Below are 12,371 nucleotides of genomic sequence, written 5' to 3' on the forward strand. Positions count from 1 at the left end.
GAAATTGCTCCTCGATCTCGGGACTGCACGCAGATTGATAACGTCACCCTGCATGCTAGTGCTGTGCCGAGATTGTTCCGAAGGGTTATCGCCACGTCCGACAACCGAGCGATCGCCATCGCCGGCATCGCGACCTGCGCAATGCTTCTGGCAGCATGTACCGCCGGCAAGTCGAGCGATCTTCCGGCTCGGACAACCGGATCTCAGGGCCACCCAGCCTCGGCAGCACCGCTGCTCAAGTCACCGTCGAGCTCGTCGAGTCCGCCGGCGACGGGCGAGCTCGCCGCACCGTACGGCGACACGACGCCGACCGAGCCGCCTGGCCAGATGACGATCGCCTTCGCCGGAGACGTGCACTTCGCTGATCGGACGGCAACCCGGCTAGCAGAAGACCCGGCAACCGCCTTCGGTGAGTCGGCAGCCGTACTCTCCCGTGCTGATCTCACCATGGTCAATCTGGAGACCTCGGTATCCGTCGGTGGCCGGCCACAGCCGAAGAGCTTTACGTTTCAGGCACCGCCGACCGCATTCACTGCTCTGCGAGACGCTGGCATCGACATCGCAACCATGGCGAACAACCACGCCGCCGACTTCGGCGCCACCGGGCTTGACCAGACCTTGGCCGCCATCTCGACAAGCCACTTCCCGGTTGTCGGTATCGGGAAGAACGCCGCACAGGCATTCGCTCCGTACTACATCACTCACAATGGCGTTCGACTGGCGATTCTGGCCGCGAGCCAAGTGCAGGACGAGACTCTTGCGAACTTCTCGGCCACGGACACGAGCGCCGGTATTGCGAGCGCCTACTCGGATCGACTGGTCGCCGCCGTCCGGGGCGCCAAGTCCAAGGCCGACGTCGTTATTGTCTACGTGCATTGGGGAACTGAGTATTCGTCATGTCCGAACGGCGATCAGCGAAGCCTCGCTGACACGCTCGCCGCCGCCGGCGCGACAGCCGTCGTTGGCACGCACGCGCATGTCCTACAAGGCGCAGGGTGGCGTCCGGACGGCACGTACGTCGCATACGGACTCGGTAACTACTTCTGGTGGATGTCGTTCGGCAACAACCAGGACGACAACGGGGTGCTAACCCTCACGGTCAACAAGGATCGGGTGAAGGCGGCAGCGTTCGACCCGTCCCATTTGGACTCGCGCGGAATCGGCTTACCGGCCACCGGATCCGAGAAGCAACGCATTCTCAGTGAGTGGGACCAAGTTCGCCAGTGCAGCGGGCTGAGGGCCAACCCACCCAGCTGACGACAAGGCTTCGCTGCACAGCTGAGTAACGTGAATTCATGCGAGTACTGGTAAGTGGTGCCACGGGTTACATCGGCGGTCGGTTGGTGCCCCAGCTGCTCGATGCCGGGCACACCGTGCGAGCGATGACCCGGACCGTCGGATGGTTACGTGATGTCCCGTGGGCCGATCAGGTCGAGATAGCTACTGCCGATGCGTTTAAACCCGAAACCCTCGACGAGGCGGTCGCCGACGTCGACGTCGCCTACTTTCTCATCCACTCGATCGGTTCCGGCTCGAGATTTGCGGCTCGGGATCGCGAAGCGGCACAGAACTTCGCAGCTGCCTGCTCACGAGCCGGCGTCAGCAGAATTGTCTACCTCGGCGGTCTGGCCGACGAGAACGCAGACGATCTATCGGAGCACCTGGCGTCTCGCGCCGAGGTAGGACGCATCCTGCTGGATTCAGAGGTTCCCGCGATAGTGCTGCGTGCGGCGGTGATTCTCGGAAGCGGATCGGCGTCCTTCGAGATGCTTCGCTACCTCACCGAGCGACTCCCGGTCATGATCACCCCTCGATGGCTGAGCACCCGGATCCAGCCGATTGCTGTCCGAGACGTGCTGCGCTACCTGGCAGACGCGGCGACAATCGGTGATGATCTGAACCGGACCTTCGATATTGCCGGGCCAGATGTCCTCACCTACCAGGAGATGATGCAGCGTTACGCTGCAGTCGCCGGGCTGCGTAAGCGAATCATCGTCGGGGTTCCGGTCCTCACGCCGAGGCTGTCAAGCCACTGGGTTGGTCTGGTCACGCCGGTACCAGGAGCGTTGGCGAAACCGCTCGTCGAATCACTGCGGACTGAGGTAATCGCTCGTGAGCATGACATCGCTGAATACATCCCCGACCCAGCCGACGGCCTGCTCGGTTTTGAACGTGCCGTCGAGCTTGCATTGGCCCGAATCAGAGAAGCGAACGTAGAAACCCGCTGGTCCGAAGGAGAATGGCCCGGAGCCCCGAGCGATCCGCTGCCGACGGACCCCGATTGGGCGGGCGGGTCTCTCTACACCGATTTGAGGCAGCAGCAGGTTCAGGCGTCGGCGCCTGCCACCTGGAAGGTCCTCGAGTCGATCGGCGGCGAAGTGGGCTGGTACTCATTCCCACTGGCATGGGCTGTTCGGGGCTGGCTGGATCGACTCGTCGGGGGCGTCGGGCTGCGGCGAGGCCGTCGCGATCCGAACACGTTGCGGGTCGGAGACGCGTTGGACTTCTGGCGTGTCGAAGAGATCATCCGCGGGGAATTGCTGCGTCTACGGGCCGAAATGCGCTTACCTGGACTTGCCTGGCTGGAATTTCGAATCGAGGCCGCATCCACCGCTGAGCCGGGGGATATCTCCGGACTCAACCTGGTCCAGAAGGCAACGTTCCAGCCGCACGGACTCGCCGGGCACGTCTACTGGAAGTCGATCGCGCCGTTTCACGGCATCGTGTTCGGAGGAATGATTCGCAATATATCCGCGGCCGCCGAGACCGAAGCAGCGGCCGGCGACCCGACTAGCCCGCGCTAATCGAGGTCGGGCAGACCGATGACCGCGCGAAAGACGTTCTCCAACCGGTCTACCCTGCGATGGTCACCCATCGTTGCGGTCACGAAGGCAATCGCGTACCGGCCACGACGACTGGCTCCGGCGTAGCTACCACCCAGTCCAGCCATGCCGAATCCGTCCTCGTCCACGGCGAAACCCAGACCCCACGCGTTGGGCTGATTGAATACGCGATCAACCCCGACCGATTGCGGTGCGGTCGCCTCGGCGATCAAGCCCGTTGAGAGAATCCCGCCATCCAGCAACTGCGCATACAGGCCGGCCATCGCGCGTGCGGTCCCGTGCCCGTTTACGGCGGGGATCTGAGCAGAACGCCAGACCGCGCTGTTCACCACCTTCGGATCCCGGGCTCCCGGCGGATTGTTGACTGCCTGCCAATACAACGACGTCTTGCGGTCGTCATCAGCGAGATCGGCGTTGTACTCGTTGAAGTTGGTGAGATCGACCGCTCGAAGTTGATCGGCCGGCGAAAGGCCGAACTGAAAGTCCAGGCTTAGCGGGCGACAAACCTCCTCTGCCAGAAATTGCCCTGGTAGCCGCCCGTCGATGCGTCGGACGACCTCGCCCACGAGATGCCCATAGAACAATGCTGACTCACCGTGTGCGCTGCCGGGAACCCAGATGGGCGGTTGTGCCGCCAGGAGATCGCACAGCGCCGACCAGTTGTAGAGAACCTCAGTCGGTTGAGCCGAGTCGAGGACAACTATGCCTGCCTGATGCGACAGCAGGTGCCGGATGGTTGTCCGCGCGCCGAACTCCGGCCAGTACAGCTGCACCGGGGCGTCCAACTCGAGCGTGCCCCGATCGACGAGGAGTAACGCGCAGAGTGCGGCGAAGGGCTTGCACACCGAATATGCCTGCACGATGCTGTCGCGCTGCCAGCTACTCGTTCGCGCTTGGTCGGCGTAACCACCCCACACGTCCACGAGCCAGGACCCGTCTCGCCAGATGGCCAGTGCCGCGCCAGTCCCGACCTGCTCGGCGACCACACCTTCGAACGCGGTACGGACAGGTTCGAACCCCGGGGCGACAAAGCCCGAGGTTGGTGGCTTCTCGGCGGCCGATCGCACGTCAGCGACCTGTGGGCACATCGAGAGCTCGCGCGATGGGCACGCCTGGCCGGTAGGCCAGATGTAGATAGCTCGGGGCTTGCAACACCGTCAAGTGCGCCGCTTTACCTTGCGCGATAACGCCAATATCGTCTCGCCGCAGCGAACGAGCGCTACCCACGGTAGCCGCGTACAGCGCTTGCGCAGGTGTCAGGTGCATCTCGCGGACGGCCAACGCAATGATCAAGGGCATCGAAGTCGTGTAGCACGTGCCGGGATTGCAGTCCGTGGCCAATGCGATCGGTACCCCGGCCTCGATGAGCTTCCTGCCGTCGGGGTATGGCGATCGGGTGGCGAACTCGACCCCAGGCAGCAACGTCGCGACGGTGTTTCCACCAGCGAGTGCTTCGATATCTCGATCATTGAGGTAGGTGCAGTGGTCCACGCTGGCGGCATCGAGCTCGACCGCAAGCCGGACGCCAGGCCCAGCCGTCAACTGGTTGGCATGCAACCGTAACCCAAGACCTGCTTCGCGCCCTGCGACGAGGATTGCCCTGGTCTCGTCGCCGTCAAAGGCATGCGGACTCCCTGGCTCGCAGAACACATCGATCCACCGGGCAAAGGGCGCGGCCGCCTTCAACATCTCCCCGCAGACAAGCCGGACGTAGGCCTCCCGATCTGCGCCCTGAGGAACTACGTGTGCGCCGAGAAACGTGGTCTCCGACGTCACCTGCGCCGCCAGCTTCAGCGCGCGTAGCTCATCAATCACGGTCAGGCCGTAGCCGCTCTTCACCTCAACCGTCGTGGTGCCTTGCGAACGCATCTCGGCGATGCGTCCGGCAAGCAAGCGCTGCAACGTCTCGTCGTCGGCCGACCGCGTCGCGGTTACGGTAGTTGCGATTCCGCCACCGTCATAGGACGTTCCCGCCATCCGGGCAGCGAACTCCGCGCCGCGGTCACCGGCGAAGACGAGGTGCGAATGCGAATCCACGAAACCGGGAACCACAGCCCTCCCAGCAAGGTCGATTTGCTGATCGGCCTGCGGTGCTGCAATCGCCGGACCAACCCAGCTCACCAGGCCATCGTCGACAACGACTGCGGCGTTGTAGAGGATTCCCAGCTGTGAGCCGTCACCAACGTTGGGGTCATTGGTAACCAACTCGCCGATTCCGGTGACAACGGTTGCCGTCACAGCGCCCCCCAGATAGGCGTAATTGCTTCCTGTAGGCGTGCTCCGACGTCAACGAGGAGATGGGTGCCGGCGGAAACAACGAGTCGCCCGTCGACGATGACGCTATCGATGTCCGCTGCCGTCGCTGACATCAGCACTTGTTCCGGACGGCTGCCTGCCGTCCGAGGCGAATCCAAGCGGACGGAGACGAGGTCCGCTCGGTAACCGGCCTGCAGACGTCCTGCATCCGGCCACCCGATCGAGGCGTGCGCCGTGAGAGCGATCATCAACTCTGACAGGCTGAACCGGCCACGTTCAAGGCTGGCAAGGCGCTCGTGTGACTCCAACCCCCGAGCCTCCTCGAACGAGTCGATGACAACGTGCTGATCGCTGCCGAGACTCACCGGCGTACCAGCGTCGCGCAGTGCCCGTGCCGGGCCGATGCCATCGGCTAGATCACGTTCGGTTGTCGGGCAGAAGCATGCTGTCGTCCGACTCGTCCCGAGCGTTCGGATGTCGGAATCGGTGAGGTGAGTTGCGTGTACCACTGTCGTGTAGTCACCGAGCGCCTGCTCGGAATCCAGAAGCTGGGTCGGCGTACAGCCGTAGAACGCCAGGCACGCTTCGTTCTCGGCTGGTTGTTCGGATAGATGTACGTGTAGCGGCATGGATGCGCCGCTGCGCTGTGCACGCCGGGCAATATCCCCCACGGCCGCCCGCGGCACAGCGCGGACCGAATGAATGGCCGCGCCAATCCGCATCGATTCCGAGGGCTTCAGGCTGTCGACCCGATTCACCCAGGCCGCGACGTCGCCGTCGGAAAACCGTTGCTGGACTTCGTTGAGCTTCAGGTGACCAGTCGGGCCGAGGCCGCCGGTGAGGTAAGCGGTGTCCAGCAGAGTCAGTCGGATACCAGCCTCCGAAGCCGCCGACCGCAGCGCCTCCGCCATCAGGTTGGGGTCGCCGTACCGAACGCCTCCCGGGCCATGGTGTAGGTAGTGGAACTCGCCGACAGACGCTATACCGGCTAAGGCCATCTCGGCATAGGTTGCGCGTGCGAGTGCGTAGTAGGCGTCCGGATCGAGCTTGGCCGCGACGGCGTACATCCGCTCCCGCCACGTCCAGAACGTGCCGCCGTCGTCGTGTGTCCGGCCGCGTAGCGCCCGGTGAAACGCGTGGCTGTGCGTATTGGCAAACCCTGGAAGTACGACGCCCGACAGACGAGTCTCAGTCGCCGGATCGAACGACACTGCGGCCGGCAGCCCCTCATTGGGCGGCGTCCCGGCACCGTGCACCGACAGAAATCGGCCATCGGCGATCTCGAAATGGACGTCGCGCACGAGTCCCTCTGGCAGTATCGCGTACTCGGCGAACAGTCTTGATGTCGTCGTCACTGGCTGAGTTCGGCGATTGCTGCGGCGAGTGCGTCCACTCCGGCGAGGCAATCCGACCGTTCTGCATGTTCCAGGGGCGAGTGCGAGACTCCGGTCGGATTACGGACGAACAGCATGGCCGTCGGCACCCCGGCATTGGCGAGGATGCCGGCATCGTGGCCCGCTCCGGTAGGCATCATCGGGCTGTTGCCCAGCAGAACCGATAGCCGCTCGGCCAGGGCAAGGTCGAGCATCGTCTCATCCGTCCACGACTCCTGCCGCATCGAGCCGCCGAACCTTGTCACAACATCGTCGAGACTCTCCACGAAGGCCTGCACATAGCCCGGATCCGCACCGCGGGCATCGAGCCAGCCGGTGACACTTGATGGAATGGCGTTGACTCCGTTGGGTTCCACGTGGAGTTTGCCGCACGTGCCGAGCACGTCGAACCGTTCGGCCATCGTTCTAGTCTGAACGAGGACGTCAGCGAGCGCGAGCATCGGGTCGTTGCGATCGGTCAACGCCGTCGTCCCGGCATGATTAGCCGTGCCGGGTAGGTCGAAACGCCATCTGCCATGCGGCCAGATCGCGGTCCCGACTCCAACCGGGCTCTGAAGGTCGATCAGTCCGCGGCCTTGTTCCACATGCAGCTCGACAAAGGCGCCCACCCTACGCAAGGTCTCCTCGTCGCGCCCCAGTGCGGACGGCGTAGCTCCGACACGGGTCATCGCCTCAGCCATCGACACGCCTTCGTTGTCGGTCAGAGCGCGCGCACGGTCGGCATCCAACGCGCCCGTGATGATTCTCGAGCCGGCACAAGCGATTCCGAACCGTGCACCTTCTTCATCGATGAAGTTCACCACGCCAATCGGATGGGCAGGCGTGAAGCCCCGCGCCCGCAAGTCGTCCAACGCCGCAAAGGCGGAGATCACGCCTAGCGGGCCATCGAAGGGACCACCGTCGGGTACTGAATCCAGATGCGATCCGACGACTACTCCGGGACGTCCCAGGTCAACTCCCTCATCGGGATCACCCCACCATGCCCACTGATTGCCGGCGCGATCGGTGGTCAGATCAAGGCTTCGAGACGCGGACTCCGCCGCGAACCACTCCCGAAGAGCCGCGTCTTCAGCCGTCCAGGCAAAGCGCCGATAACCCCCGGTCTGTGCGCTGCGCCCGATCGGCTCAATCGCGGACCAGAGCCGGTCGAACGACGACGCGGCAACAGACGGTTCGGTCGGCGTGGACACGGGCTCAGGCCTTCGAAGACTCAGCCATCGGTACCGACACGTTGCCCTCGGCGTACCCGGCAAGCACGCTGTCGTCGGCCGAATCACCAGAATCGATATGCCTGATCACACCCATTCCCGGATCGTTCGTCAGCACACGCTCGATCTTCTGACGCGCGAGATCGGTGCCATCGGCGACCGTGACCTGCCCGGCGTGCAGCGACCGGCCGATGCCGACGCCACCGCCATGGTGGATCGAAACCCAGGTTGCGCCCGACGCGGTGTTGACCAGAGCGTTCAGCAGTGGCCAATCCGCGATCGCGTCCGAGCCGTCGGCCATCGATTCGGTTTCACGATAGGGTGAAGCGACTGAGCCACAGTCCAGGTGATCTCGCCCGATCACGACAGGTGCCGACAATTCTCCGCTCGCAACCATGTCGTTGAATCGAACGCCGGCCTTGTCCCGCTCGCCGTATCCCAGCCAGCAGATCCGTGCCGGCAACCCCTGGAACGCGACCCGGTCCTGAGCCGCCCTGATCCAGCGATGCAGGTGATCGTTGTCGGGGAACAGTTCGAGAACGGCCTCGTCGGTGGCGCGGATGTCTTTTGGATCGCCCGAAAGTGCAGCCCATCGGAACGGCCCCTTGCCTGCTGTGAACAGCGGCCGAATATAGGCGGGCACGAACCCGGGAAAGTCGAATGCCCTCGAGTACCCGCCCTGCCGGGCCTCGTCCCGAATCGAGTTTCCGTAGTCGAAGACCTCGGCGCCGACGTCCATGAAGCCGACCATCGCCTCCACATGTTTGGCCATCGAAACCCGGGCGCGGTCGGTGAATTCCTCGGGCTTTGCTGCGGCGTAGTCATGCCAGTCAGAAAGGTCGACACCTTCCGGAAGGTAAGCGAGCGGATCATGCGCGGAGGTCTGGTCAGTGACGATATCGACGGCTACCCCACGCCGTAAGAGCTCGGGTAATACCGTGGCGCAGTTGCCGACCAGACCGATCGATACGCCGCGACGCTCACGTTTTGCCTTCTCGCAGCGGGAAATAGCATCGTCAAGATCGTCGGCAAGCTCGTCGAGGTAACGGTGCTCGACCCGGCGCTTCAAACGACTCGGGTCGACGTCGACGACCAGGCAGACGCCGTCGTTGAGCGTGACTGCGAGCGGTTGTGCACCCCCCATACCACCGCAGCCACCGGTCACGGTGAGGGTGCCGGCAAGGGTTCCGCTGAACCGCTTGGCTGCCACCGCTGCGAATGTTTCGTAGGTGCCCTGCAGAATGCCCTGTGTTCCGATGTAGATCCATGAACCGGCAGTCATCTGGCCATACATCGTCAGACCAAGGTTTTCCAGCCGCCGGAACTCCGGCCAGGTCGCCCAATCGGGAACCAGATTCGAGTTCGCGATGAGGACGCGCGGTGCCCATTCATGGGTGCGCATCACGCCGACAGGCTTGCCCGATTGAACGAGCATTGTCTCGTCATCCTTCAGAGCGGTCAGCGTGCGCACCATCGCGTCGAAGGCTGCCCAACTCCGAGCGGCGCGGCCGGTACCGCCGTAAACCACCAGGTCGTCCGGGCGCTCGGCGACCTCGGGATCGAGGTTGTTCATCAGCATCCGCATCGGAGCCTCGGTTTGCCATGATCGAGCAGACAGCTGGGTTCCGCGAGCCGCACGTACCGGGCGGGCGCCTTCCATGGTGTTTCCCTTCGCAGATGGGTCAGGTGTATCGATTTGGTGAACGCGAGCCGCTCTGTCAGGTCAGGGGGCCTGTTACCGCTTCGACCGCCGCCAGGGCACGACCTGAGGCGACGTACTGAAACGCGGCTTCGATCTCCGGGGCGAGGTATCGGTCAGTACCCGGACCCGCCACGTCCTCGCGGAGGCCCGCTACGACTGCGCCGGTCGCTGCAGCCGGTTGCAGTGGCGCTCGCAGGTCCAGGGCACGGGCAGCAGTCAGCAGCTCGATCGCCAGAACTCGAGTCAGGCCGTCGATCGAGCGCCGCAGCTTTCGTGCTGCTGACCACCCCATCGATACATGGTCTTCCTGCATCGCGCTCGAAGGAATTGAGTCCACCGAGGCAGGAGATGCTAGCCGTTTCAGCTCGGAGACGATCGCTGCCTGGGTGTACTGGGCGATCATGTGCCCTGAGTCGACGCCCGGATCACCGGCAAGAAAGGCCGGCAGCCCGTGATTGCGGGAGACATCGAGGAACCGATCGGTCCGGCGCTCAGAGATGGAAGCCAGATCGGCCACGGTAATAGCAAGAAAATCAAGTACGTAGGCAACCGGCGCGCCATGAAAATTGCCGTTGCTCTCGACCCTTCCGTCGCGGGTGACGACGGGGTTGTCCACCGCGCTGGCCAGCTCACGAGCAGCCACCAGTTCGGCATGGGCGACGGTGTCGCGTACCGCGCCGTGCACCTGAGGTGAGCAGCGCAGCGAGTAGGCGTCCTGCACCCTGGTGCAATCCGGACCTCGATGACTGGCCATCAGCGGCGAGGCCGCGAGGATCGCGCGGAGGTTCGATGCGCTGTCGGCCTGCCCTGGGTGCGGCCGAAGGGCCTGCAGGTCCGCGGCGAATACCGCGTCGGTCCCGAGCTGCGCTTCAACGCTCATCGCTGCGGTGATGTCGGCAGTGCGCAACAGCAAGTGCAGGTCGTGGCAGGCGAGCAGCAGCATGCCGAGCATGCCGTCGGTGCCGTTGATCAGTGCCAGGCCCTCTTTCTCCTCCAGCACGATCGGTTCGATAGCTGCATCGGCAAGCGCCTCGGCGGCGGGACGCAATCTCGCATCAGCGTCGCGCACCTCCCCCTCCCCCATGGCTGCCAACGCACAATGGGCCAGTGGGGCGAGATCCCCGGAACATCCGAGCGAGCCGTACTCACGCACGATGGGCGTAATACCGGCACTGAGCAGGGCGGCATATGTTCGGGCCGTCTGCAGGCGGACACCGGTGCGCCCCGTCGCCAGGGTCGAGAGACGGAGCAGCATAAGTGCTCGAACGACCTCGCGCTCCACTTCGGGCCCGGAGCCAGCAGCGTGCGAACGAATCAGGCTGCGCTGAAGCTGCGCACGCAAGTCCGTCGGTATGTGGCGGTTCGCAAGCGCACCGAAGCCGGTTGAGACTCCGTAGTGAGGTTCGGTGTCATCGGCCAGCGCCTCGATGATCTTGCGGCTGATCGCAATCTCCGTCTCAGCCTCGTCCGATAGCCGTACGGCTGCGCCGCCGCGGGCAACAGCGACGACCTCGGCGGCCGACAAGGGTCCGATTCCGACCGTGACCGGTGCGGCGATTGTGCCTGTTTCAACCATGCCATCAATCGGACACCCACAACGGTCAGTGGCGCTACCGCTGACAGCCACTTCGTGTCTGGTATCTGAGACTCCGCCGCTAGAGTGATCCTCATGGCCCAGGTACCCGCAGCCACTCAAGTGCTGTCGGTGCTGCGCTATTTGGCCCGGCAGCCTGGCCCAGTTGCGGCTGCATCGATCGCTCGCGACCTTTCGTTGCCGCGATCGACCACCTATCACCTCCTTGGCGCGCTGATCGACGAGGGCTTCGTCGTTCATCTGCCGGAGGAACGCCGTTATGGACTCGGCGTCGGCTCCTACGAATTAGGCACCGGATACGCCCGACAAGTGCCACTACAGCGCCTGGCGCGGGTGCCGCTTGCGACGCTCGTCGATCGGATCGGTCAGAACGCTCATCTGGCCGTCCTGCACGGCAGAGAGGTCATCTATGTAATTGAAGAGCGGGCTCCCGGCCAGCCCTCGCTGGTGACCGACGTCGGCGTACGGCTGCCTGCAGCCCTCACCGCGAGTGGGCGTTCGATGCTCGCGGCCCTGCCTGCAGTACAGGTCAGTGCTCTCTTTCCGGACTCAGACTCCTTCATCGCCCGCAATGAGCGCGGCCCGCGTTCGCGGTCAGCGCTTCGGACACTGCTCGTCGAGGTGCGCCGACGCGGATACGCGACCGAAGACGGTGAGGTCACCCCGAATTTCTCATCCGTCGCTGCAGCCGTACTTGATCACTCCGGGCATCCGGTGGCAAGTGTGGCGGCCACTTTCCCCGATGCGGCGGTTAGCCCGGCACGTCGAGAGTACGTGGCCAGTCACGTCTCGCGGACCGCAAATGCAATCAGCCGACGCATCGGCGGAGAGCGATCTCCGATCCGTAATGGCCTTGAAGTAAAACTGTAAAACGGAATCTCGTCATGCTTCGGTCGAGACCGCGGCTGATACAGTCCCAGCTATGCCAAGGTTCCGCATTCGGGAAGCTGCCGAACTGCTCGGAGTAAGTGATGACACCATGCGTCGCTGGGCGGACGCCGGTCGGATTCCTTCCGAACACAGCACTGGTCGGCGCACTGTGGACGGTGCGGATCTCGCTCATTTCGCACAGGAACTCGCGGCCGAGAGCGAGCGTCCCGCGCCGCGACCGGTGGTGAGCGAATCGGCGCGAAATCGCTTTGTCGGCCTGGTGACCGAGGTCGTGCGAGACACCGTCATGGCGAAGGTCGACATCCAGTCCGGTCCGCACCGGGTGGTCTCGCTGATGAGTCGTGAAGCAGCCGATGAGCTAGGTCTGGAACCGGGCGTCCTGGCGATCGCGTCAGTAAAGGCCACGAACGTCGTCGTCGAGGTACCGATGCAACCACCTGACAATTGATAACGCCGTCAACAGCAGAGCAGGTGCTCGAGAAT

10 protein-coding genes are annotated in these 12,371 nt (G+C 63.9%); 4 read left to right on the forward strand and 6 right to left on the reverse strand.

Translation table 11 applies throughout. The features are described 5' to 3' along the window. Window positions 1–63 precede the first annotated feature (63 nt). Window positions 64–1,257 carry a CapA family protein gene (locus ACSMXN_RS13985; RefSeq protein WP_022912084.1) on the forward strand — a complete coding sequence of 398 codons (1,194 nt, stop codon included), beginning with the start codon at window positions 64–66 and terminating at the stop codon, window positions 1,255–1,257. Window positions 1,258–1,295: 38 nt separating this feature from the next. Beyond that, the gene (locus ACSMXN_RS13990) at window positions 1,296–2,804 is read left to right on the forward strand and encodes an SDR family oxidoreductase (RefSeq protein ID WP_022912085.1); all 1,509 of its coding nucleotides are present in this window, start codon (window positions 1,296–1,298) and stop codon (window positions 2,802–2,804) included. Here the strand turns inward: ACSMXN_RS13990 and ACSMXN_RS13995 are convergent. Genes ACSMXN_RS13995 through hutH form a run of 6 tightly spaced genes read right to left on the reverse strand, consistent with a single transcriptional unit; the run spans window position 2,801 to window position 10,979 of the window. After that, window positions 2,801–3,931, reverse strand: coding sequence for a serine hydrolase domain-containing protein (locus tag ACSMXN_RS13995; protein ID WP_022912086.1), 1,131 nt, complete (start codon window positions 3,929–3,931; stop codon window positions 2,801–2,803). The two genes, ACSMXN_RS13990 and ACSMXN_RS13995, sit on opposite strands and share 4 nt — an antisense overlap. Beyond that, entirely contained in the window at window positions 3,912–5,081 is a 1,170-nt protein-coding gene (gene hutI, locus ACSMXN_RS14000; protein ID WP_022912087.1) for an imidazolonepropionase, read from the reverse strand. The genes ACSMXN_RS13995 and hutI overlap by 20 nt, the downstream gene beginning before the upstream one ends. Next, a complete protein-coding gene (locus tag ACSMXN_RS14005; RefSeq protein ID WP_022912088.1) occupies window positions 5,078–6,454 on the reverse strand; it encodes a formimidoylglutamate deiminase in 1,377 nt (458 codons plus the stop codon). The genes hutI and ACSMXN_RS14005 overlap by 4 nt, the downstream gene beginning before the upstream one ends. Next, window positions 6,451–7,683: an allantoate amidohydrolase gene (locus tag ACSMXN_RS14010; protein ID WP_022912089.1), complete on the reverse strand. Its 1,233-nt coding sequence runs from the start codon at window positions 7,681–7,683 to the stop codon at window positions 6,451–6,453. Before ACSMXN_RS14010 ends, ACSMXN_RS14005 begins: the two co-directional genes overlap by 4 nt. 4 nt (window positions 7,684–7,687) lie before the next feature. Then, window positions 7,688–9,361, reverse strand: a complete 1,674-nt coding sequence (hutU, locus tag ACSMXN_RS14015) for a urocanate hydratase (RefSeq protein WP_022912090.1) — start codon at window positions 9,359–9,361, stop codon at window positions 7,688–7,690. Window positions 9,362–9,419: 58 nt separating this feature from the next. Then, window positions 9,420–10,979: a histidine ammonia-lyase gene (hutH, locus tag ACSMXN_RS14020; RefSeq protein ID WP_022912091.1), complete on the reverse strand. Its 1,560-nt coding sequence runs from the start codon at window positions 10,977–10,979 to the stop codon at window positions 9,420–9,422. 93 nt (window positions 10,980–11,072) lie between these two features. On the opposite strand from hutH, the gene ACSMXN_RS14025 reads away from it, so the two are divergent. Both ACSMXN_RS14025 and ACSMXN_RS14030 read left to right on the forward strand, forming a co-directional pair. Next, window positions 11,073–11,867, forward strand: a complete 795-nt coding sequence (locus ACSMXN_RS14025) for an IclR family transcriptional regulator (RefSeq protein ID WP_022912092.1) — start codon at window positions 11,073–11,075, stop codon at window positions 11,865–11,867. 52 nt (window positions 11,868–11,919) lie between these two features. After that, the gene (locus ACSMXN_RS14030; protein WP_022912093.1) at window positions 11,920–12,336 is read left to right on the forward strand and encodes a helix-turn-helix transcriptional regulator; all 417 of its coding nucleotides are present in this window, start codon (window positions 11,920–11,922) and stop codon (window positions 12,334–12,336) included. The last annotated feature ends 35 nt before the right edge of the window (window positions 12,337–12,371 follow it).

It is taken from the genome of Parajatrophihabitans canadensis (genome assembly GCF_053764775.1).

Excerpts from the sequence above, each read along its gene's own strand:
- ACSMXN_RS13990 (WP_022912085.1), top strand. The coding sequence starts at position 1,296 with ATGCGAGTACTGGTAAGTGGTGCCACGGGTTACATCGGCGGTCGGTTG.
- ACSMXN_RS13995 (WP_022912086.1), bottom strand. The coding sequence starts at position 3,931 with ATGTGCCCACAGGTCGCTGACGTGCGATCGGCCGCCGAGAAGCCACCA.
- hutU (WP_022912090.1), bottom strand. The coding sequence starts at position 9,361 with ATGGAAGGCGCCCGCCCGGTACGTGCGGCTCGCGGAACCCAGCTGTCT.
- hutH (WP_022912091.1), bottom strand. The coding sequence starts at position 10,979 with ATGGTTGAAACAGGCACAATCGCCGCACCGGTCACGGTCGGAATCGGA.
- ACSMXN_RS14025 (WP_022912092.1), top strand. The coding sequence starts at position 11,073 with ATGGCCCAGGTACCCGCAGCCACTCAAGTGCTGTCGGTGCTGCGCTAT.
- ACSMXN_RS14030 (WP_022912093.1), top strand. The coding sequence starts at position 11,920 with ATGCCAAGGTTCCGCATTCGGGAAGCTGCCGAACTGCTCGGAGTAAGT.